This is a genomic window from Lacrimispora sinapis (genome assembly GCF_043633585.1).
In the GTDB taxonomy this organism is placed as follows: domain Bacteria; phylum Bacillota; class Clostridia; order Lachnospirales; family Lachnospiraceae; genus Lacrimispora; species Lacrimispora sinapis.
In genome coordinates, this window is the sequence record NZ_CP141832.1 from 1939794 (window position 1) to 1960979 (window position 21186).

The window sequence follows — 21186 nt, forward strand, 5'->3', positions numbered from 1 at the left end:
CTTAAGTATTGTAATTGGCAAGGATACTCCGTCTCAGCAGATCCAGCGCTTTTACCACAGACTGTTCTCTGATTTTTTCACGGTTCCCTTTAAAGTGATATTCCTCTACTTTTACCTTATCCTTCAGATAGCAGGCAATATACACAAGGCCTACCGGCTTTTCTCCCTCTGAATCAGGTCCGGCAATTCCTGTCACAGCAATACACACATCCGCATCTGTGGCAAAAACTCCGCCGGTGGCCATCTCTTTGGCAGTCTGTTTGCTGACGGCCCCATATTTTTTCAATGTACTTTTGTTTACATTGAGAAGCTTCCTTTTTGCCTTGTTGGAATAGGTGACAAAGCCTTCCCTAAAGACCTCAGAGGCACCTGGTACATTGACCAGACGTCCCGAGATCAGTCCTCCGGTACAGGATTCTGCCGTAGTTACCGTTAATTCGTGCTTTTTAAGAAGGCGGACCACTGCCATTTCAAGAGTTTCTTCTTCTTTTGTCGTATATACATCATTGCCAAAACGGCTTTTGATTTCTTTCACCACAGGTTTTAAGAGCTCGCTGGCTTCTTCTTCGCTGGAAGCCTTTGCAGTAATTCTTAAATGCACCTCCGCGGTTTTTGCATAGGTAGCGATTGTTGGATTGGACTGACCGTTGATTAAATCAAGAATACGGTCCTCTACCTGGCTTTCTCCCTGTCCGCAGATCTTTACCATCTGAGACCGGATTATCTCCGGCTGACGTTTCTGAAGATAAGGAAATACTTTTTCAAGAAAAAGAGGTTTTAATTCATTCGGAGGTCCAGGCAGCAAAATCGCTGTTTTTCCGTCTTTCTCCATAATCAGTCCGGGGGCAGTTCCGTTGTTGTTGTCAAGAACAATGGCTCCTTGTGGAACCAGAGCCTGCTTCCAGTTGTTATCCGGAATTTCTTTATAAATACTGTTCTTAAAATACTGGGTAATCCGTTCCTTGGTATGGGCATCTTCTACCAACTCAAATCCCATGACTTCTGCACAAACTTCCTTTGTCAAGTCATCTTCCGTAGGCCCCAGGCCTCCGGTCAAAATAATCACATCGGAACGGTCCAGGGCAACTAAAATCACTTGAGACAAACGTTCTCTGTTATCCCCCACAGTCACCTGATGATACATAGACAACCCCAAAAGAGCACATTGTTCTGCAAGATACTGGGTATTGGTATTCACAATGTTACCAAGCAAAAGCTCTGTTCCGACGGAAACCAGTTCAACAACCATAATGTTTACATACTCCCTTCTGTAAGAACCTTATAATTTTTCGCAATATAGTCAATCAGAGATACCACCGTCAATATGGCAGCAATCCAGATAAACACGACAGTAACCGGAAATAACAGCGGAATATTTAATATAAGAAGGACCGACATAACCATCTGGGATACGGTCTTAAATTTCCCCCATTTGCTGGCCGCAATGACAACACCGTTATCCGATGCCACCAGACGAAACCCGCTGATGATAAACTCTCTGCTGATAATGATAATTACGATCCATGCGGCAAGCTGCCCAAGGGCGGTGAAACAAATGAGTCCGGAACAGACCAACAGCTTATCTGCAAGGGGGTCCATAAATTTACCGAAATTAGTAACAAGACCATATTTTCTGGCAATCATGCCATCTAACATGTCCGTAAAGCTTGCAATGATAAATATGGCAGCTGCAATAAAACGGTATGTTGCATTGGTCCCTCCGTCCAGCAGAAGGAAAAAAACAAAAAACGGAATCATGAGAACCCTTAAAATCGTCAATTTATTCGGTAAATTCATCTTCCAACTCTCCCATCAAATCATATTCCATAGCTCCGGTTACCCGAACCCTGGCAAAATCACCTGACATCAATTCCTCCCCGGTCTGAACGAATATCATTCCATCCACACCCGGTCCATCCATATAAGTACGGCCTACATACGCATTTTCGTCCGCTACCTTGCCTTCGATCATCACCTCTACGGTTTTTCCAATCATGGAATTGGAGTGTTCAAGGGAAATTTCCTGCTGGAGTTCCATGATGGCATCCCGGCGTTCCTCCTTCACTTCCTGTAACACCTGATCCGGGAACTCAGCGGCGGGAGTATCTTCCTCTGCAGAATATGCGAATACGCCAAGACGTTCAAATTCCATCTCATCCACAAATTCCATAAGTTCCTCATGGTCGGCCTCTGTTTCCCCTGGGAAACCGGAAATCAGTGTGGTACGCAGTGCGATATCCGGAATTTCTTTCCGAAGCTTTCCTACAATGCTGCGAAGCTGGTCCTTGGTGGTCCTGCGTCCCATGCGCTTTAAAATCTTGTCACTGGCGTGCTGAATCGGCAGATCCAGATAACGGCAGATCTTTTCTTCTTCCTTTATGGTCTGAATCAGTTCGTCCGTAATCTCCTCAGGATAGCAGTACTGGATTCTAATCCACTGAATGCCCGAAATGCGGCAAAGCTTTTTCAATAATTCAGGAAGGGATTTTTTGCCATATAAGTCCACACCGTAAAGAGTGGTCTCCTGAGCCACAAGAATCAGCTCCTTTACCCCCTTCTGTGCCAGGTCTTCCGCTTCTTTTAAAAGCCGTTCCATGGGAACGCTGCGGTAGTTTCCGCGAAGTGTGGGAATGATACAGTAAGTACAATGTTTGTCACAGCCTTCTGCAATCTTTAAGAATGCGTAATGGCCTCCGGTCGTAAGTACACGTCCTGCCTCCACTTCCGGAATGCCTTCCAGTTCATGAAAGCGCTGTACATGTTCTTTGCCGCCCAAAGCTTCCTGTAGAACATTGGAGATCTCATCATAGGTGGAGGTTCCAAGAATCCCATCCACTTCCGGAATCTCGTCAATAATCTCCTGCTTATACCGCTGGGCAAGACAGCCCGTTACAATAAGCGCCTTGCAGTTGCCGTCTATCTTTCTCTGAGCCATATCCAGTATGGTATTGATGCTTTCTTCTTTTGCATCTCCGATAAAACAGCAGGTATTGATGACAATCACGTCTGCCTCATATTCATCGTCGGTAAAGGTATATCCGTCTTTATTCAGAAGGCCCAACATCATCTCCGTATCAACAAGATTCTTGTCACAACCCAGTGAAATACATAATAATTTCATTATAAAACTCCTGTCGTTTATATTTCGCATAAGAGAAAAGCCATCTACCAAAGGGAGACGGCCTTTTTCTTCATTAATCGTCTTCTTCTGTTGCGTCCGCTTCGCTCAAAATCTTCACTTGGCCCTCATACAGTTCCTCTACGGCAACAGAAAGCGGTTTTTTACCGTATCCCGGTACTTCAGGTTCTGAGCCTGCAATGATCTGTCTTGCTCTTTTAGCAGCAGCGATTACGATGGAATAACGGCTCTGGACAACCGGAGTGTCTCCAGGCTCTACCTCACTGTTTACTACATTAATTAAATCTGAATAAGATGGATGTAACATCTTTTATTCCCCTTTCTCAATCGACTATATATTCTTTAATTCTTCCCGGATCTGGGATAAAAACGCTTTATTATTGGAAGCACGGTTATGCTGCACCTGAATCATCCGGTGTAAGTCTTCCACACAGGTATCAATCTTGTCATTGATAAGGATATAATCATAAGACTCCATGCCCTCGGCTTCTTCCAAAGCCCTGCGCAGCCTGGCATTGATGATTTCCATGCTTTCTGTGCCCCGTCCAATCAAGCGGCGCTTTAATTCTTCCGCATTGGGAGGCATGACGAAAATCAAGATGGTTTCCGGAAAGCGTTCTTTGATTTTCAGCGCTCCCTGTATTTCAATTTCCAGTATTACATCCTTGCCTTTTTTCATCTGGTTTAAAACATATTCTTTGGGTGTTCCGTAAAAATGTTTTACATACTGGGCGTATTCAATCAAAGCGTCATGCTCGATCATTTCCCGAAAGGATTCATCTGTTACAAAAAAGTACTCTCTCCCATCCACTTCCCCGTCTCTGGGAGATCTGGTCGTGGCGGAAATGGACAGCGCATAATTATCATACCGTTTCAGAAGCTCCTTCATAATGGTTCCTTTGCCTGCTCCTGAAAAACCGGATACAACTGCCAAAATGCCTTGTTCATTCATGGGTTTGTTACACTCCCTACTCAATATTCTGGATCTGTTCCCTGACCTTTTCTATCTCAGTTTTTAAGGTGATCGCCTTATCTGAAATCTCCAAGTCATTGGCTTTTGATAATATGGTATTGGCTTCCCGGTTCATCTCCTGAGCGATAAAATCCAGTTTCCTTCCCACACTTCCGCCAGCCTCCAGCTCTGTCTTGGTATTTTCAATGTGGCTTCTTAAACGTACCGTTTCTTCATCCACACATATTTTATCAGCAAATATGGTAACCTCTGTAGCAATCCTTCCTTCATCAATGGAGGCGCTTGCCAGCAGTTCCTTTACCTTGTCCTCAAGCTTTGTACGGTATTCCTGAAGAATCTTCGGAGATCTCTCTTCAATAAAATCCAGAAGTTCTGTCATATAACCAAGCTTTTTCATCAGATCGTTCTTAAGTGTCTCCCCTTCGGTCATTCTGGTTTCCACAAACCGCTTTGCAGCTTCTTCCACCGTCTCTGAAAGGAACTTCCACATCTGATCTTCGTCCTCAGGCACCTCATCCATTGTAAGGACCTCCGGAAATCTTGCCAAAGACGATACTTTGATATCGTTCTCTATCCCGAACTGTGCCTCCATCTTTGCGAAATAATCCATATATTCAGCAGCCAGAGCGCTGTTATACTTTAAACATAATTTATTCTCGGTATAATCTTCATAGCTGATGAAAACATCAACTTTTCCTCTCTGAATATAATTCTTTAACAGATTTCTGATCCCTGCTTCAAAGAAATTAAACTTTTTCGGCATCTTTATGCTTAAATCCAAATATCTGTGATTTACAGCCTTCATCTCGACGGAAATCTTATATTCATCCGTGACGGTTTCGTACCTGCCGAAACCTGTCATGCTCTTAATCATTGCAAATGCCTCTCTTTCGCCATAGATATCATTCATTATAAGTCATATTAAAAAACAAGTCAATTGGTTTTAAATTTTACACAACAGCGTTTTTGTGCTATACTGTTTCTATCATATAGACCATTTACCGGAGGAATCAGACGATGGCATTAGACGGAATTGTTATGGCTAATCTCGCAGCAGAAATGAATTACCGGCTGGAAGGCGGAAAAATCGCTAAAATTGCCCAGCCGGAAAAAGACGAACTGCTGTTTACCATTAAAAATCAAAAAAATACCTGGAGACTTTTAATCTCCGCCAGTGCCAGCCTTCCGCTGGTTTATTTTACGGAATCCAATAAGCAAAGTCCCTTAACCGCCCCTAATTTCTGTATGCTTTTGAGAAAGCATATTGGAAACGGGCGCATTATCAAGATAAGCCAGCCCGGACTGGAGCGCATACTTTGTATGGAGATCGAGCACCTGGATGAGCTGGGAGATAAGCGGACCAAAAAACTAATCATTGAAATTATGGGAAAACACAGCAATATTATTTTCTGCAATGAGGAGGATGTTATTTTAGACAGCATCAAGCACATTTCCGCTCAGGTCAGCTCTGTCAGGGAGGTTTTACCGGGAAGAACCTATTTCATCCCGCAGACCACAGAAAAGAAAAATCCCCTGACCATCTCTCAGGAGGAATTCGCAAAAGTGATCGGCAGCACTGCCGCGCCCATACAAAAAGCACTATATTTAAAACTGACCGGCTTCAGCCCTGTTATGGGACATGAGCTTTGTCATCTTGCATCCATTGACGGGGATCATTCCGCCAATGAACTGACTGACGTGGAGATGATTCATTTATACCGGATGTTTTCCCTGATGACAGAAGATATAAAACAGGGCAATTTCACTCCCAATATCATATACCGGAACGAAGAACCGGTGGAGTTTTCTGCGCTTCCACTGACCTGCTATGAAGGAGACGGCTATCATGCCGTAGGTTTTGAATCCATCAGTTCTCTTCTGGAAACCTACTACGCTGCCAAGAACACTCTTACAAGGATTCGTCAAAAATCTGTAGATTTAAGAAAAATCGTTCAGACGGCTTTGGAGCGAAATTATAAAAAATATGATTTGCAGTCCAAACAGCTGAAAGATACGGAAAAGCGGGACAAGTTTAAGGTCTACGGGGAACTGCTGAATACCTACGGATACGAATTGACCGGCGGCGAAAAAAAACTCACCTGTCTCAATTACTATACCAATGAAGAAATCACGATTCCTTTGGATGACCAGTTATCCGCAAAAGAAAATGCACAGAAATATTTTGACAAATACAACAAACTGAAACGTACCTTTGAAGCCGTAACCAATCAGCTTAATGAAACCAGACGGGAGATTGATCATCTGGAATCAGTGAGTGCCTCCCTGGATATTGCATTAAAAGAAGAAGATCTGGTTCAGATCAAGGAAGAACTGATGGAGTACGGTTACATCAAGCACCGCCGCACCGGAGATAAAAAACCAAAAGTCACAAGCAAGCCTTTCCATTTTATTTCAACGGACGGGTTTCATATTTATGTAGGAAAGAATAATTACCAAAACGAAGAACTGACCTTTAAAGTTGCAAACGGCAATGACTGGTGGTTTCACGCCAAAGGGATTCCCGGTTCCCATGTTATTGTAAAATCGGAGGGAAAGGAACTCCCGGACAGAGTCTTTGAAGAAGCCGGGGCTTTGGCCGCATACTATTCCAAAGGCAGGGACAGCGATAAGGTTGAAGTGGATTATATTCAGAAGAAAAACATAAAAAAAGTGACCGGGGCTGCTCCTGGTTTCGTCATTTACCACACCAATTATTCCATGGTTGCAGAGCCAAAATTAACGTTAAGGGAATGTCAGTAAATTTAAATTATTCTATATAAACTCTTTATTCCATAAATAAATAAGCATGAATAAGGGATTAATATAACATAATTTTATCGAATAAACACAGCTAAAGGGGAAATGGTCAAATAATGTACATTATTTGACCATTCGTATTGATTGAAAACATATAATTTTTTATCAGCCTTCTCTAAGACTGTGGTCTTGCCGTAACCGGGAATGACCGATAGGTTGGCCGCCCGTCTACAACCGCAGCCACCTTATACTGATATTCCACATCTGCATTCAAGCCTTTGTCCTGATAGGTCAGCACATTTCCCTCTACGGTTGCCACCGCTTCATACTCTCTTCCGGATTCTGCCCGGTAGATCTCATAGCCGGATACTTTATGACCATACTTACCGTCACTTGCTGCACTCCATTTCAGCCGGATGGTGTGATTTTTTTGACCTTTGGCCGTAATTTCCGGTACTTTTATACCAGAAGATAACAAATAGCTCAAATTTGCAGGCTGATTATAAGCGGTATTCTGCCATGCCACGCCTTCCGCATAAGACCGGTCTGTCAAAAGACATGGAATCCGGTAAGCGGTCTCAATGGGTGTGCTGTAAATTCTTATTTTATTTTTATTTTTGGCATCCCGGACAATTATCTCTTCCCTCCAGTCGCCGATTAAATCAGCCACCAGTCCGGCATTTGCTTTTGACCCATTGTTGAGCTTCGTTCCGTTCATCTGAAGAAGAATATCTGTTTTCTGATTTTCATAATCCCATTTCTGGACCTGGGGAACCAACTGAGAGGAATCATTGGAATCAAACAGTTCCATCAAAAGATCGCCATCCCAGAAGATGGAAAAATTCTGGCTTGGCCTGACTCCTTCTCTGTATATCTGCTCTCCTCTTGCATTGTAGGTAATTGCCTTTACGGCTGCCCACATTTCTGCTCCAGGATATCTTGGGTCGATATCCGCGGCGATACCACGGCCGGTATCCTTTCCGTAATTATATCCCCAAAGAATCCGCCCGGTTTCCGCATCGTGAAGTTCTATATGGTATTGCGCCTTTTTGTCCTCATGCACCTGAAATACTTCCAGCTTTCCGTCATCATTCCAGTCGCTGACATGCATGGCGTCTCCGTGCCCCAGTCCAGTGGTATATTTAGGCGTACCGTTATCATCCAGTGTCAGGGAACCGTAAATGATTTCATCCCTCCCATCTCCGTCTACATCGTTGACAGACAGATTATGGTTTCCCTGACCTGCAAACCGGTCTCCCGTCGGTACATCAAAAACCCACTTTTGAGTCAGTTTTCCATGCTTCAAGTCCCAGGCGGCAATGGCTGTTCGTCCGTAGTACCCGCGGCAAAATACAGCGCTTGGCGTTGTTCCGTCAAGATATGCGGTTGCAGCAAGAAAACGGTCCGCACGGTTTGCATAACCCGCAGGCTCCGGGTTTCCTTTGCTGTCCAGTCCCCACATGGAGGTATCCCAGGTTCCGGTTTTTTCGTTATAGATTCCACGGGAAGGAACATAGGCAGTAGTATCTATGATTTTGCCGGTTTTTCCATCAAATGCGGTCAGATATTCATCCCCGTTTACAATGCGTCCGATTCTTCCTTTGGAACTGCGGAAATCATATTTTTTACTGATTTTATGGGTAGGAAGTGCTGCAGCATTCACCGCTCCAACATGTCCCGTTTCCCTTAAAACACCATTTACATTCTGATAAGCCGTAGAACCGTCAGCCGTTTTGCAGATCAGTTCTGCACAGCCATCCCCATCGTAGTCCCAAACCTGGAACTGGGTGTAATGGGCACCGGAACGTATATTGACCCCTAAATCGATTCTCCACAGCAGCTTGGCTGCTCCGGTGCTTGTATCAAGATCATATCCATCGATAATAGTCGTTCCTGTATAACCGTCTTTTGAGTTATCCTGTGCATTATCGGGATACCATTTTACGACCAATTCCAACTGTCCGTCTCCATCCAAATCCCCAACAGACATATCATTTGCCGTATAATCCGTGACCGTACCATCCGGCATTACCTGCTTATCCGGTGCCTGAAGATTCACCTCCAAATACTCTTTATTCCATGCAAGTGCCGTTTGACCTATTTTATGGCTGCCCCTGTTGTCTGCCACATCATACCGGTCTCCCCCGTTTCCGTCCTTGTCTAAGAAATTAGTATTGGTTCCCCGGTAAATTTCCCGGCCATTCCGTTTCAGGATAAAAAATGCTGATGGTCCGTCTTCCTGGTAAAACCGCCAGCTTACGAAGACTCCCTGATCTGTTTCCAAAGCGGTCAATGCCCGGTCTGAAGGATTGACTCCTTCGTACTTCTGTCCAGTCAAAGAACTTTTTGCTTCTGCCGTTTGCACCCATGATACTCCAGCCATAAGAAAAACACTGGCAAATACAAACAGCCCCCGTTTTAACTTTGTTCTTAGAAACATGTGTTTCCCCCTCCATTTTTTTATTTTAACCCCTTCCCCAGTATCTCCTTTCTGTTATTGGGAAATGGGAATTCCCATAAAGATTTTAGCATTAGCACAAATTAGTTGTAAACAATCATTTTATAACATAATAAACCTGCCTGAATCACTGGGATTTAAGTGGCCTGTTATCATAATATTATATAAATATGATATTTGTTAATGTTCCTTTATTGTGTATTTTCATGAATTCTGAGGGAGAAACAAAAAATCCCTGTAGCTTGCAGTAAGGTTTTCACCAACTTGCAAGCTGCAGGGAACTGATTCTTTCATTCCGTATCCAAACACTTTTTATTCACTTAAATAAGCCTTCTTTACAGAGTCATTATTCATAAGCTCCTTGGCATCACCGCTTAATACGATTTCTCCTGTTTCCAGAACATAGGCACGGTTAGCGATGGACAAAGCCTTTTTCGCATTCTGTTCCACCAGAAGTACGGTGGTTCCTGACTTATTGATTTCCTGAATGATATCAAAAATTTCACTGACATAAATCGGAGAAAGCCCCATAGACGGCTCATCAAGTACGATTACTTTTGGATGGCTCATCAATGCCCGTCCCATGGCTAACATCTGCTGTTCCCCTCCGCTCAAGGTTCCTGCCGGCTGGTTTTTCCGTTCCAGAAGCCTTGGAAAGCGCTTGTATATCATCTGCAGCGTTTCTTCAATTTCATTTTTATCCCGTCTTGTATAAGCACCGAGTTTTAGATTCTCATAAACACTCAGGGACGCAAATACACGGCGCCCCTCTGGGACATGGGCCATTCCCATTCCTACGATTTTATCTCCACGTATCTTCGTAATATCGTGTCCGTCAAACTGAATGGTACCGGAAGCCGCTTTTAAAAGACCGGTTATAGTATGAAGAGTCGTTGTCTTTCCTGCACCGTTGGCACCGATCAAAGCAACGATCTCCCCTTCGTTCACTTCAAAGGAAATATCTTTAAGCGCCTTAATGACGCCATAATATACTTCCAGATTCTTCACTTCAAGTATTGCCATGTCTTAAGCCTCCTTATTCTCCCAAATATGCCTTGATGACTTCCGGGTCATTTAACACATCTGCCGTCTTTCCCTGGATAAGAACCTGGCCGAAATTCAAAACAGTCAGCCGCTCACAGATGCCGGAGACAAGTTTCATATCGTGTTCAATCAGCAAAATAGTCATATCGAAATTATCCCGGACAAAGCGGATGGTATCCATAAGCTCTGTTGTCTCATTGGGATTCATTCCTGCCGCAGGCTCATCAAGAAGCAAAAGCTTGGGACCGGTTGCAAGGGCACGGGCAATCTCCAGCTTTCTCTGCTTTCCATAAGGAAGATTGGAGGCAAGGATGTCCTTTTCCTTATCCAGGTCAAACACCTTCAGAAGCTCAATGGCTTTTTCGTCCATCTCCCTTTCTACTTTATAATACTTGGGCAAGCGGAGAATTCCGGCGATTGTGGAATAAGTATTCTGGTTATGAAGTCCGGTTTTTACATTATCCAGCACCGTCAATTCCTTAAACAACCGGATATTCTGAAACGTTCTGGCAATTCCGGACCGGTTGATATCCACCGTTTTTTTGCCTGTTATATTCTCCCCGTCAAGCAGAATGGTTCCTGCATTGGGTTTGTATACTCCGGTCAAAAGGTTAAAGATGGTAGTCTTACCGGCTCCATTGGGACCAATGAGACCATATAACTGTCCTTTTTCAATGGTAATACTGAAATTATCTACGGCACGCAATCCACCGAAGGAGATTCCAAGATTTTTAATTTCCAGCAAAGCCATGGTTACACCCTCTCTCTTTCTGTCCTGTTCTTATGAAAATAACGTTTTCTGAAGTCAATCAGCTTAGGACTCCAGTTAAATATCATCATGACAATGAGAACGATGGCGTAAATCAGCATTCGGTAGGTATTTAATCCTCTTAACAATTCCGGAAGCAGAGTCAGAATTACTGCAGCAATCATAGATCCCCGGATATTACCGATACCGCCAAGAACTACAAACACCAGGATCATAATGGACTGGTTATACCCAAAGTTCTTCTGGGTTGCAGTAAGTGACGACAAGTTATGGGAATACAATACTCCGGCAACTCCAGCCAGCGAAGCCGATATGGTAAATGCCATCAGTTTATATTTCGTAATGTTAATGCCAATGGACTCTGCCGCAATACGGTTATCGCGAACGGACATGATTGCACGTCCGGATCTGGAATGAATCAAGTTCAGCACAATAAATAAAGTGACCAGAATAAGAATCACCCCCACCAGGAAGGTGGAATTCTTTGGAGTTCCGGTAATTCCCTGGGCTCCGTTTAAAATCACGATTCCATCCTTATCCAGGTTCAGTGCCATGGCATTTTTCATGGAAAAATGCAGACCGCTAGAATCTTTGCCGATATAAACAACATTCACCACATTTTTAATAATTTCCCCAAAAGCCAGCGTAACGATGGCCAAATAGTCGCCACGCAGCCTTAATACCGGGATTCCTACGATAATTCCGGCAGCCGCAGCCGCAGCTGCACCAATAAGGATCGCAAGGAAAAAACGAAAGCCGTCATTCGGTATGGTCTCAAGCATGGAGATGGAAAACAGGGCACTGGAAAATGCACCCACACACATAAAGCCGGCATGTCCCAGACTCAGCTCTCCAAGAATTCCTACGGTTAAATTTAATGAAATTGCCATGATGGTATAAATACAGAGCGGTACCAGGAGCCCTTTCATCAGACTGCTGACCTGACCTGCATTGATAAGAATCTGCACAAGAATGAACGCTGCGATCACGATTCCATAAGTGATGATATTACTTTTTAAAGTTTTACTCAGACGAAAACTTGCTTTATTACTCTTTTCCATATGCTCCACCTATACTTTCTCGCTAATCTTCTTGCCCAAAATTCCCGTCGGTTTTACAAGAAGAACAACAATAAGAACTCCAAATACGATGGCATCAGACAACTGGGAGGAAATATAAGCTTTGCTTAGATTTTCAATAACCCCCAGCAGAATTCCTCCGATTAAAGCTCCAGGTATTGAACCGATTCCACCGAATACAGCGGCTACGAATGCCTTAATGCCTGGCATGGATCCGGTATAGGGGGTTAAAGTCGGATATGCAGAACATAAAAGGGCACCTGCAACGGCAGCCAGAGCAGAACCGATTGCAAACGTAAGTGCAATGGTACCGTCCACATTGATTCCCATTAACTGGGCAGCTCCTTTATCTTCTGATACCGCTAACATGGCCTGTCCGGCTCTTGTTTTTTTAATAAATGTGGTCAAACCGATCATAATAACAACACAGCTGATGATCGTAACAATTGTCTCTCCGGAAATAGTCAGTTTTCCTTCTGCCAGCTTCAGTGCCGGAATTGTTACGACTGATGTAAAGGACTTGGGATTGGAACCGAAAACAAGCAGTGCGATGTTTTGAAGTAAGTAGCTCACACCGATTGCCGTAATCAGAACTGCAAGAGGACTTGCCATACGCAAAGGACGATAAGCGACGCCCTCAATGACCACGCCCAGTACAGTACATAAAATAACCGCAAGGAGACCGCCGGCAACCGGACCTAAGCCCATCGTGCTGACGACTGTGAACACCACGTATCCTCCAATCATAATTACATCACCATGAGCAAAGTTCAGCATCTTGGCAATGCCATATACCATGGTATATCCTAAAGCAATGATTGCATAAACGCTGCCCAGGCTTATACCATTAATAAAATAGGATATGAAACTCATCATACCAACGCACCTCATTCGTCGTTTATTTTAAAAAAGAGAGTCGTCCCTTGGACGACCCTCCATTGGGTCATTTACCAAATGATATTCATTTCGTAATTACATTGCAGTATAAACACCGTTTACAATCTTAACTGCTTTTGGAGCCTTCTCCGGTTCCCCGTCGGCAGTCCATGTCATATTTTCACCGGTCAAACCGTTGATGGTGATTTCTGTCATGGATTTTTTCAGTGCATCACAGATTGCAGATGCATCCATATCCGGTGTTATAGCAGCTTTTTCAGAAGCAGCTTTGATTGCATAGATTGCATCATAAGCATCTGCCGCAAACTGGTTTGGTGTTTCTTTATATTTTTCTTTGTAGGAAGCTACAAACTTCTGAGTCAGCTCGTCTTTTGCATCCGCAGCAAAGGGAGTCAGAAGCATCACGTTCTCAGCCAAAGCTGTGTCAAAATTTTCAACATTCAAAAGTCCGTCAAGTCCGTCGCAGCCAAAGAATTCTGTCTCAAAGCCCATTTGTTTTGCCTGAGCAAGAATGAGAGCTGCCTGTGAATAATAAATCGGGAGAAATACCAATTCAGCACCGGAATCCTGTGCTTTCTGAAGCTGTACGGAGAAGTTGGTGTTGTTATCAGCTGTAAAAGCTTCATCCGCTACCACTTCAATCCCCTGGCCTTCTGCTTCAGAAACAAACTTATCATGGATGCCGGTAGAATAAACATCAGAGCTGTCATAAATCACAGCAACTTTGGTTGCCAGTTTATTTTCTCCAATATACTGTGCGGATGCAGCACCCTGATTGGGATCAGAGAAGCATACACGAAACTGATTTTCAAATTTAGTACAGTCTACAGCGGAACCGGAGGGAGTGAGCTGAAACAGATTGTCTTTGTTGGACTCTGCACCTACTGCGATACATGGTGCGGATGTAACCGTACCAACTAATATCTGCATTCCCCAGTCTTTTAAGGTATTATAAGCATTGACCGCCTTTTCTGTATCACCTTCATCATCCTGGAAGTCATATTCAATCTTAACACCGTTAATTCCGCCGCCTTCATTGATTTCGCTGATTGCCAGTTCCGCACCATTCTTTACTGCCTGTCCGTAAATTGCTGTACTTCCGGTAATCGGGCCGATACCGCCAATTTTAAAAACAGCTTCTCCAGTTGCGTTTGACGCAGCAGCAGATGAAGATGACTCTGGAGCTTTTCCACCGCAAGCAGTCAAAGATGCTGCCATAGCAACCGCCAAGGTAACACTTAATAACTTCTTCATAGATTTTTTCATAATCCATTCCTCCTCATGAAATGTTTTGATATATACAGTCCCTCTGACCATATATACATAGTCTTTATAATAGAATGGCTTTAAAAAAATGTCAACTGCTTTTGTTTTAAATATAAAAAATTCAGTTTTCTTTTAATTATCCCAAGGAAGATCAGAACTTTCAATTGTTTTATCCCGTAACATCAAATCTTTTACCGCTTCAGAAGCAGGCTTTCCGTTGAACAAAACTTCATTTACCTGTTCTACAATCGGCATGGAAACCTGGTATTTTCTTGATAATGCCAGTGCTGCTTTTGCAGAATACACACCTTCAACTACCATTTTTACTTCCTCAGTGGCCTCTTCCATGGTTTTCCCCTGGCCGATGAGAATGCCTGCTCTCCGGTTTCTGCTGTGCATGCTTGCACAGGTGACAATCAAATCACCGATTCCGGAAAGGCCGCAGAAGGTCTGGAACTTCCCGCCCATGGCAGTACCAAGCCTGGATATCTCCGTGATTCCTCTTGTAATCAAAGCTGCTTTCGTGTTATCTCCGTAACCCAGTCCATCTGCAATTCCGGCTGCAAGCGCAATAACATTTTTAAGAGAACCGCCGATTTCTATGCCCTGAATATCCGGGCTTGTGTAAACGCGGAAAACTTCATGCATAAATAACCCCTGAATATATTCGGCTGTCTTTCTGGTACGGGCACCTGCAACGCAGGTGGTAGGCAGACCTCTGCTCACCTCTTCCGCATGACTGGGACCGGATAAAACAGCCACATCTGCCATAGGAAGTTCTTCCTCTAAAATCTCAGAAAGTGTCATAAGCGTAGACTCTTCAATTCCCTTTGCAACATTGACCACCACCTGCCCATACCGGCAGAATGGTTTCATCTTCTGAGCGGTGGAGCGAACGTAAATGGAAGGGACCGCTGTTACCAGAATATCCCGCCCAGTCATAGCTTCCTCAAGACTTTCTGTAAAGATCATGTCATCTGGAAGAACCAGTTCCGGAAGCGTATGATGCCTTCTGGTGGTTTTCATCTCGGCGATCTCATCCGGAAGTGCCGACCATACTGTCACCTCATGCTTATTATTATATAGAAGAGATGCCAAAGCAATACCCCAACTCCCTGATCCAATAACTCCAATTTTTGCCATTTTCTTCACCTCATTTTATTTTTTTTCACTGTTCAAAGAGATCTTATTCTCTGTACCACGGACAAGACGGCCGATATTGGCACGATGGCGCCAGAATGCCAACCCGCTTATGACCGCCGCCATTATGTAAAATTCCGGCAGCAATTTTCTATCCAGTCCGTACGCTCCCATTCCAGCAAAAAGGAGCAGCCAGACAAATAGTATGACTGCAACCACCAAAGATCCCAGCGAAACGTATCTGGTAACCGCAACGATCAGTATAAAAGCAACGATACACAAAAGCGTCATCCTTAAATCTAAGGCCACAATCAGTCCGGCAGTCGCCGCAATTCCCTTGCCACCTTTGAAGTTTAAGTAAAAAGGGTAATTATGGCCTAAAATAACCCCTAAGCCTGTATACAAAATCATCAAATACACCAGCTCCGGTCTGTTCTGGAATATGACACGGATCAGAAGACAGGGAACCAAAGATTTTAAGAAATCTCCAAAAAAGACAATTGCTCCTGCCTTTGCCCCCATCACCCGTAAGGCATTGGTCGTGCCGGTATTTCCGCTTCCATAATTGCGAATATCAATCTCATGGGTTTTTCCGTAAAAATAGCCGGACTGTATCAAACCGAGCAGATAACCTGCCAAAAGACAGATAATTCTTTCCATACTATTGTTCCTTTCCGCTTCTTTCTCTATAAATAAATTTCAGGGAAGTACCCTTAAAACCAAATGCATCTCGTATCCTGTTTTCAAGATATCTGGTATAAGAAAAATGGGTCAGTTCTTTATCATTGATAAAGATTACAAAAGTCGGGGGTTTTACGGCGACCTGAGTAATATAGTAGAGTCTCAGACGTTTGCCTTTATCAGACGGCGGCTGCTGAAGAGCCACGGCCTCTGTCATGATCTCATTTAATACTCCGGTAGCAACTCTGAGCGTCTGGTTTTCACGTACCATATCAATCAGTTCAAACAGCTTATTCATTCTCTGTCCGGTTTTAGCAGAGATAAATGCAAATTCCGCATATGGCATAAAGGACAGAGTATTCTTGATTTTGTTGGTATATTCATAAATGGTCTTGTCATTCTTTTCAATGGCATCCCATTTATTCACTGCTACGATAATGCCTTTTCCGCGTTCATGGGCAATGCCTGCGATCTTTGCATCCTGTTCTGTGACGCCTTCTTCTGCATCAATCACCACGATCACCACATCGGCACGTTCCACTGCTGTAACCGTTCGGATGATGCTGTAACGCTCCAGTTCTTCCTTGATCTTACTTTTGCGCCTTAAACCGGCTGTATCAATAAATACATACTCTGTGCCGTTATGGATGATCTCCGTATCCACCGCATCCCTGGTGGTTCCTGCAATATTGGATACGATGACCCGGTTTTCACCTAAAAGCTGGTTTATAATAGAAGATTTTCCTACATTTGGTTTGCCTACAACGGCAATTCTCGGACGGTCGTCCTCTTCTTCATTTTCTTCTGCTGCGTCAAAATGCTTGATCACTTCATCCAGCAGTTCTCCAAGTCCAAGTCTGGAAGCAGCGGATACCGGAACCGGATCACCAATTCCCAGATTGTAAAACTCATATACATCGTTGCCGAACTTTTGGAAGCTGTCCACTTTATTCACGGCAAGAACCACGGGTTTCTTGGACTTTCTTAACATATCTGCAACTTTGGAATCAGAATCCACCAGTCCCTGACGCACATCCACAATGAAAACAATCACATCTGCGGTGGCAATGGCGATTTCTGCCTGTTCTCTCATCTGAGACAAAATGATATCATTGCTGTCGGGTTCAATACCGCCCGTATCAATCAGGGTAAAATTCCGGTCAAGCCAGTTACAATCGGCATAAATACGGTCTCTGGTAACCCCAGGCGTATCTTTAACAATCGAAATGGTATCGCCGGCTAACACATTAAACAACGTAGACTTTCCTACATTCGGACGGCCTACGATGGCAACTATTGGTTTACTCATATATTATCTCCTTTAATTCATATCCATCATAAGAAGCATCATTTTCTTTTACCGGCCCTAAAATTGCCTGCACAAAATCCTGACCGCTTGATTTTACAATATCTACCTGTACTTGTAAAGCATTTTGTACATCTGTTTTTGTTACATCATCAAGAAAAACCTCTTCCCCGCTGCGGAACATACATTCGGGAAGCAGCAGTCTGCTGCCCAGCTTCTTCCCTTTCAGCTGGCAAATCAGATCCTGGCCGGTGATCAACCCCGCAACCGTAATCTGCTCTCCAAAAAATTCATTGGTGATTGTATAAACATGAACGGTCCTGCCCGGAAACTTTTTCATAACCCTCTTTGCATGTTCCTCAATATAAGGAGCGGCCAGCTTACCTGTCGCAATGGATATCTCTTCCGACTGGTTGTCCCCTTTCAGCTTTGCAAGAGCGGCAACCACTTCCTCCTCCAGAAGACGGATCATCCCAACTCCGTTCTCCAACTGGATATAACCGTCATACTCCTCTTCCTCTGGCAGCGGCAAACCCGCCAGTATATAAAACTCGTCACTTGCATGGATAAAATGACTGCCATGGGTCTTATATAGTTTTTTCTGCCACCGTTTTACAATGTCCAAAACGTTTCTGGCATCTTCCTTATTCAAGGCTTCCAGGGGATATAACCCATTGCGGTACTTTGAAATGCCTACGGGTACAATGGAAACACTTTTCATATATGGAAGATACTCTGATAAATCTCTTATGGTTCGTTCCAGCTCCTTCCCGTCATTGACGCCCTTGCAAAGCACGATCTGGCCGTTCATGGGTATCTCAGCTTCATAGAGCTGACGGATCTTTTGAAGCGCTTCTCCGGCAAAACGGTTATGAAGCATCTTGCATCTTAATTCCGGATTGGTGGTATGCACGGAAATATTAATGGGAGCCAGCTTAAATTCAATAATTCGTTTAATATCGTGGTCGCTCATATTTGTAAGGGTCACATAATTCCCCTGCAAAAAGGAGAGACGGGAATCATCATCCTTAAAATAGAGGGTTTCCCTCATTCCGGAAGGCATCTGGTCAATAAAGCAGAAAATGCAGTTGTTCCGGCAGGAACGGTAATCGCTCATCAGCCCGTTTTCAAAGGTTATCCCCAGATCCTGGTATTCATTCTCTATTTCAAGTTCCCATTCTTCGCCGTTCTTCTTTCTGACGACCATTAATATGGATTCACTGTTTATATAATATTCATAATCAAAAATGTCTTCCAGTACCTTGCCGTCTATGGATAAAACGGCATCTCCCGGCTCCAGTTCCAGCTGTTCTGCAATGGAATCCGGATCGACCGTTTTTATGATATGTCCTTTTATGCTCATATTATTTTACCTTTCTGTAACTATCTAATATATCATAACAAGATTGTTTCTCTTTGTAAAGGAAGCGTTCTTTGTTTTTTTCACGAAAATATAACAAAGACTATTGACGCATTCTGTCATTCAATGGTATAAAAGGGATAAGATTAGAGAACAGGCAGTTTTACCGCTGGCTGTTCATTCATTATGGAGGAATCTTTGTCATGGCAAATGATTATGTATTTAAAGACCAGCTTCCTGTTGCTCCCTTAAAGATTGCAGCACTGGAAAGCTGCAGGGAACTGGCTGAAAAAGTAAATGACCATATTGTTGGTTTCCGCAGAAATGATATCGAGGAATTAAAGCGCCGGGAAGCCGATCTTCACTACCGGGGATACGATGTCAATTCTTATCTTCTTGACTGTGAATGCCCTCGCTTCGGAAGCGGAGAAGCAAAAGGGATTATCAATGAATCTGTTCGTGGGACAGACGTTTTTGCAATGGTGGATGTGACCAACTACAGCATTCCCTATACCGTCAATGGTTATATCAACCATATGTCACCGGATGATCACTTCCAGGATTTAAAGAGGATTTTAGGTGCCTGCTGTGCCACTGCCCACAGAGTAAGTGTTATTATGCCTTTCTTATATGAAAGCAGACAGCACAAAAGAAGCAAAAGAGAATCCTTAGATTGTGCAATGGCTTTAGAGGAACTGGTTCATATGGGCGTCACCAATATCATCACCTTTGATGCTCACGACCCAAGAGTCCAGAACGCCATTCCTTTAAGCGGATTTGATAATTTCATGCCAACCTACCAGTTTATCAAGGCAGTACTCAAACAGTATCCGGATTTAAAAATTGACAAAGAGAAAATGATGGTTATCAGCCCGGATGAAGGTGCCATGGACCGTGCCGTGTATCTTGCCAACAACTTAAGCGTTGATATGGGTATGTTCTATAAAAGAAGAGATTACTCCAAGGTGGTGGGCGGACGCAATCCTATCGTTGCTCATGAGTTCCTGGGTGCCTCTGTGGAAGGCAAGACAGTATTGATCGTAGATGACATGATCTCCTCCGGCGAAAGCATGCTGGATACTGCCAAGGAATTAAAAGAACGCAAAGCCGATAAAGTGATCGTATGCTGTACCTTCGGTCTCTTTACCAATGGATTGGACAAGTTTGACGATTATTACAGAAAAGGTTACATTGACCGGGTCGTTACTACAAACTTAAATTACCGTCCAAAGGAATTATTTGAAAGAGAATGGTATGTGGAAGCTGATATCAGCAAATATCTGGCTGCAATTGTGAATTCATTGAATCACGATGTACCCATCAGCACTGCACTTAGTTCCACAGAAAAAATCCAGAATCTTTTAAGAAAATTCAAGGCTTAATTATTTAATCAATGACTGCAGCATATGAGAATGAAAAACACTCATTTGCTGCAGTCATTTTATTGTTGCGGACCGTTATTCTCTGAAAGTGAGAGAAATGCCGCAAGATTTCCTCTCTCATTGCCTGTCGTCCGGTGGGAAAACAGATAATCAGAATTGCAGTGTGTACAAATATCCGTAATCTGAATATTTTCTTTTCTCAGACCAGCTTCTAAAAGCACGATCTCATTTGCCCGCCAAAGATCCAGTAAGAACTTTCCATTTTCTTTTTCTGTCAGAATGTCCTTCCAGTATGTTTCTTCAAAACTTTTCCGGAATGCCTCAGCCACATCATTTCCCACCTCATAGCAGGTTCTGCATATGCTTGGGCCAATGCAGGCGATCAAATCTTCCGGTCTGGTTCCAAATGACTCTTCCATCCTTTTTACCGTTACATCTCCCATACGTTTTACCGTTCCCCGCCAGCCGGAATGACTGAGTCCAATGGCTTTATGGACCGGGTCCAGAAAGTAAAGAGGAACACAATCCGCATAAAATGTTACCAGGGTAATTCCAGAAACATTAGTGATCAGTCCGTCCACATCTTTATATTCCCGTTCCTTTGTGATTCCCTTCCCCGCATCAGACTCGGTCACCCGCTTTACATTGGTGGTATGGGTCTGGTAGGACAACACCATTTTCTCTGGATCAACTCCCAGGGCTTTTGCCATGCGCCGGTAATTTTCATGTACATGGTCCGGATTATCGCCGCGGGTAAACGTAAAATTCATCGTAGCATACTTTCCCTGGCTGACACCTCCCATTTTTGTAGAAAATCCCTGTTTTACAAGCCCTGTTTTCTCCAGAATGGGAAAAGATAGAAAGGGGACTCCCTCCACCGTTTTATAAACCAGGATTTTATTATGTCCTTTCCGCTTCCATATATCGTTCATCCG

At 43.6% G+C, this 21186-nt stretch carries 19 protein-coding genes; 2 read left to right on the forward strand and 17 right to left on the reverse strand.

What is annotated here, in order from left to right; translation table 11 throughout:
- Nucleotide 1 precedes the first annotated feature (1 nt).
- The 6 genes from VIG27_RS08990 to VIG27_RS09015 form a co-directional block, all read right to left on the reverse strand.
- A complete protein-coding gene (locus VIG27_RS08990; RefSeq protein WP_394522157.1) occupies nucleotides 2–1249 on the reverse strand; it encodes a competence/damage-inducible protein A in 1248 nt (415 codons plus the stop codon).
- A 5-nt stretch (nucleotides 1250–1254) separates the two neighbouring features.
- The gene (pgsA, locus tag VIG27_RS08995) at nucleotides 1255–1797 is read right to left on the reverse strand and encodes a CDP-diacylglycerol--glycerol-3-phosphate 3-phosphatidyltransferase (RefSeq protein ID WP_394522158.1); all 543 of its coding nucleotides are present in this window, start codon (nucleotides 1795–1797) and stop codon (nucleotides 1255–1257) included.
- Nucleotides 1781–3121 carry a 30S ribosomal protein S12 methylthiotransferase RimO gene (gene rimO / locus VIG27_RS09000; protein WP_394522159.1) on the reverse strand — a complete coding sequence of 447 codons (1341 nt, stop codon included), beginning with the start codon at nucleotides 3119–3121 and terminating at the stop codon, nucleotides 1781–1783. Before rimO ends, pgsA begins: the two co-directional genes overlap by 17 nt.
- A gap of 73 nt (nucleotides 3122–3194) precedes the next feature.
- A complete protein-coding gene (rpoZ, locus tag VIG27_RS09005; protein WP_394522160.1) occupies nucleotides 3195–3446 on the reverse strand; it encodes a DNA-directed RNA polymerase subunit omega in 252 nt (83 codons plus the stop codon).
- A gap of 24 nt (nucleotides 3447–3470) precedes the next feature.
- A complete protein-coding gene (gmk, locus tag VIG27_RS09010) occupies nucleotides 3471–4091 on the reverse strand; it encodes a guanylate kinase (protein WP_394522161.1) in 621 nt (206 codons plus the stop codon).
- Between the two features lie 16 nt (nucleotides 4092–4107).
- Nucleotides 4108–4986: a YicC/YloC family endoribonuclease gene (locus VIG27_RS09015; protein ID WP_394522162.1), complete on the reverse strand. Its 879-nt coding sequence runs from the start codon at nucleotides 4984–4986 to the stop codon at nucleotides 4108–4110.
- A 143-nt stretch (nucleotides 4987–5129) separates the two neighbouring features.
- Between VIG27_RS09015 and VIG27_RS09020 the strand changes: the two genes are divergently transcribed.
- On the forward strand, nucleotides 5130–6872 hold the full coding sequence (locus tag VIG27_RS09020) for an Rqc2 family fibronectin-binding protein (protein ID WP_394522163.1): 1743 nt from the start codon (nucleotides 5130–5132) through the stop codon (nucleotides 6870–6872).
- Nucleotides 6873–7044: 172 nt separating this feature from the next.
- Here the strand turns inward: VIG27_RS09020 and VIG27_RS09025 are convergent, their stop codons facing one another.
- From VIG27_RS09025 to VIG27_RS09070, 10 genes are all read right to left on the reverse strand, one after another.
- A complete protein-coding gene (locus VIG27_RS09025; RefSeq protein WP_394522164.1) occupies nucleotides 7045–9309 on the reverse strand; it encodes a fibronectin type III domain-containing protein in 2265 nt (754 codons plus the stop codon).
- A 330-nt stretch (nucleotides 9310–9639) separates the two neighbouring features.
- Complete coding sequence (locus VIG27_RS09030) at nucleotides 9640–10350, reverse strand: ABC transporter ATP-binding protein (protein WP_394522165.1); 711 nt, start codon at nucleotides 10348–10350, stop codon at nucleotides 9640–9642.
- 13 nt (nucleotides 10351–10363) lie between these two features.
- The gene (locus VIG27_RS09035; RefSeq protein WP_394522166.1) at nucleotides 10364–11122 is read right to left on the reverse strand and encodes an ABC transporter ATP-binding protein; all 759 of its coding nucleotides are present in this window, start codon (nucleotides 11120–11122) and stop codon (nucleotides 10364–10366) included.
- A 2-nt stretch (nucleotides 11123–11124) separates the two neighbouring features.
- Nucleotides 11125–12201: a branched-chain amino acid ABC transporter permease gene (locus VIG27_RS09040; protein ID WP_394522167.1), complete on the reverse strand. Its 1077-nt coding sequence runs from the start codon at nucleotides 12199–12201 to the stop codon at nucleotides 11125–11127.
- A 9-nt stretch (nucleotides 12202–12210) separates the two neighbouring features.
- A complete protein-coding gene (locus tag VIG27_RS09045) occupies nucleotides 12211–13092 on the reverse strand; it encodes a branched-chain amino acid ABC transporter permease (protein ID WP_394527467.1) in 882 nt (293 codons plus the stop codon).
- Nucleotides 13093–13191: 99 nt separating this feature from the next.
- A complete protein-coding gene (locus VIG27_RS09050; RefSeq protein ID WP_394522168.1) occupies nucleotides 13192–14382 on the reverse strand; it encodes an ABC transporter substrate-binding protein in 1191 nt (396 codons plus the stop codon).
- A gap of 132 nt (nucleotides 14383–14514) precedes the next feature.
- Complete coding sequence (locus VIG27_RS09055; RefSeq protein ID WP_394522169.1) at nucleotides 14515–15525, reverse strand: NAD(P)H-dependent glycerol-3-phosphate dehydrogenase; 1011 nt, start codon at nucleotides 15523–15525, stop codon at nucleotides 14515–14517.
- 15 nt (nucleotides 15526–15540) lie between these two features.
- The gene (gene plsY / locus VIG27_RS09060; protein WP_394522170.1) at nucleotides 15541–16182 is read right to left on the reverse strand and encodes a glycerol-3-phosphate 1-O-acyltransferase PlsY; all 642 of its coding nucleotides are present in this window, start codon (nucleotides 16180–16182) and stop codon (nucleotides 15541–15543) included.
- Between the two features lies 1 nt (nucleotide 16183).
- A complete protein-coding gene (der, locus tag VIG27_RS09065; protein WP_394522171.1) occupies nucleotides 16184–17512 on the reverse strand; it encodes a ribosome biogenesis GTPase Der in 1329 nt (442 codons plus the stop codon).
- Complete coding sequence (locus VIG27_RS09070; protein WP_394522172.1) at nucleotides 17505–18872, reverse strand: DUF512 domain-containing protein; 1368 nt, start codon at nucleotides 18870–18872, stop codon at nucleotides 17505–17507. The genes der and VIG27_RS09070 overlap by 8 nt, the downstream gene beginning before the upstream one ends.
- Before the next feature lie 200 nt (nucleotides 18873–19072).
- On the opposite strand from VIG27_RS09070, the gene VIG27_RS09075 reads away from it, so the two are divergent.
- Nucleotides 19073–20251 (forward strand): ribose-phosphate pyrophosphokinase, encoded by a 1179-nt coding sequence (locus VIG27_RS09075; protein WP_394522173.1) that lies wholly within the window; start codon nucleotides 19073–19075, stop codon nucleotides 20249–20251.
- 59 nt (nucleotides 20252–20310) lie between these two features.
- Here the strand turns inward: VIG27_RS09075 and pgeF are convergent, their stop codons facing one another.
- On the reverse strand, nucleotides 20311–21183 hold the full coding sequence (pgeF, locus tag VIG27_RS09080; RefSeq protein WP_394522174.1) for a peptidoglycan editing factor PgeF: 873 nt from the start codon (nucleotides 21181–21183) through the stop codon (nucleotides 20311–20313).
- Nucleotides 21184–21186: the final 3 nt, after the last annotated feature.

Coding starts and splice junctions, on each gene's coding strand:
- gmk (WP_394522161.1), bottom strand. CDS start 4,091: ATGAATGAACAAGGCATTTTGGCAGTTGTATCCGGTTTTTCAGGAGCA.
- pgeF (WP_394522174.1), bottom strand. CDS start 21,183: ATGAACGATATATGGAAGCGGAAAGGACATAATAAAATCCTGGTTTAT.
- rimO (WP_394522159.1), bottom strand. CDS start 3,121: ATGAAATTATTATGTATTTCACTGGGTTGTGACAAGAATCTTGTTGAT.
- rpoZ (WP_394522160.1), bottom strand. CDS start 3,446: ATGTTACATCCATCTTATTCAGATTTAATTAATGTAGTAAACAGTGAG.
- VIG27_RS09015 (WP_394522162.1), bottom strand. CDS start 4,986: ATGATTAAGAGCATGACAGGTTTCGGCAGGTACGAAACCGTCACGGAT.
- VIG27_RS09030 (WP_394522165.1), bottom strand. CDS start 10,350: ATGGCAATACTTGAAGTGAAGAATCTGGAAGTATATTATGGCGTCATT.
- VIG27_RS09055 (WP_394522169.1), bottom strand. CDS start 15,525: ATGGCAAAAATTGGAGTTATTGGATCAGGGAGTTGGGGTATTGCTTTG.
- der (WP_394522171.1), bottom strand. CDS start 17,512: ATGAGTAAACCAATAGTTGCCATCGTAGGCCGTCCGAATGTAGGAAAG.
- VIG27_RS09025 (WP_394522164.1), bottom strand. CDS start 9,309: ATGTTTCTAAGAACAAAGTTAAAACGGGGGCTGTTTGTATTTGCCAGT.
- VIG27_RS09075 (WP_394522173.1), top strand. CDS start 19,073: ATGGCAAATGATTATGTATTTAAAGACCAGCTTCCTGTTGCTCCCTTA.
- VIG27_RS09020 (WP_394522163.1), top strand. CDS start 5,130: ATGGCATTAGACGGAATTGTTATGGCTAATCTCGCAGCAGAAATGAAT.
- VIG27_RS09070 (WP_394522172.1), bottom strand. CDS start 18,872: ATGAGCATAAAAGGACATATCATAAAAACGGTCGATCCGGATTCCATT.
- VIG27_RS09035 (WP_394522166.1), bottom strand. CDS start 11,122: ATGGCTTTGCTGGAAATTAAAAATCTTGGAATCTCCTTCGGTGGATTG.
- VIG27_RS09040 (WP_394522167.1), bottom strand. CDS start 12,201: ATGGAAAAGAGTAATAAAGCAAGTTTTCGTCTGAGTAAAACTTTAAAA.
- VIG27_RS09050 (WP_394522168.1), bottom strand. CDS start 14,382: ATGAAAAAATCTATGAAGAAGTTATTAAGTGTTACCTTGGCGGTTGCT.
- plsY (WP_394522170.1), bottom strand. CDS start 16,182: ATGGAAAGAATTATCTGTCTTTTGGCAGGTTATCTGCTCGGTTTGATA.
- VIG27_RS09045 (WP_394527467.1), bottom strand. CDS start 13,092: ATGAGTTTCATATCCTATTTTATTAATGGTATAAGCCTGGGCAGCGTT.
- pgsA (WP_394522158.1), bottom strand. CDS start 1,797: ATGAATTTACCGAATAAATTGACGATTTTAAGGGTTCTCATGATTCCG.
- VIG27_RS08990 (WP_394522157.1), bottom strand. CDS start 1,249: ATGGTTGTTGAACTGGTTTCCGTCGGAACAGAGCTTTTGCTTGGTAAC.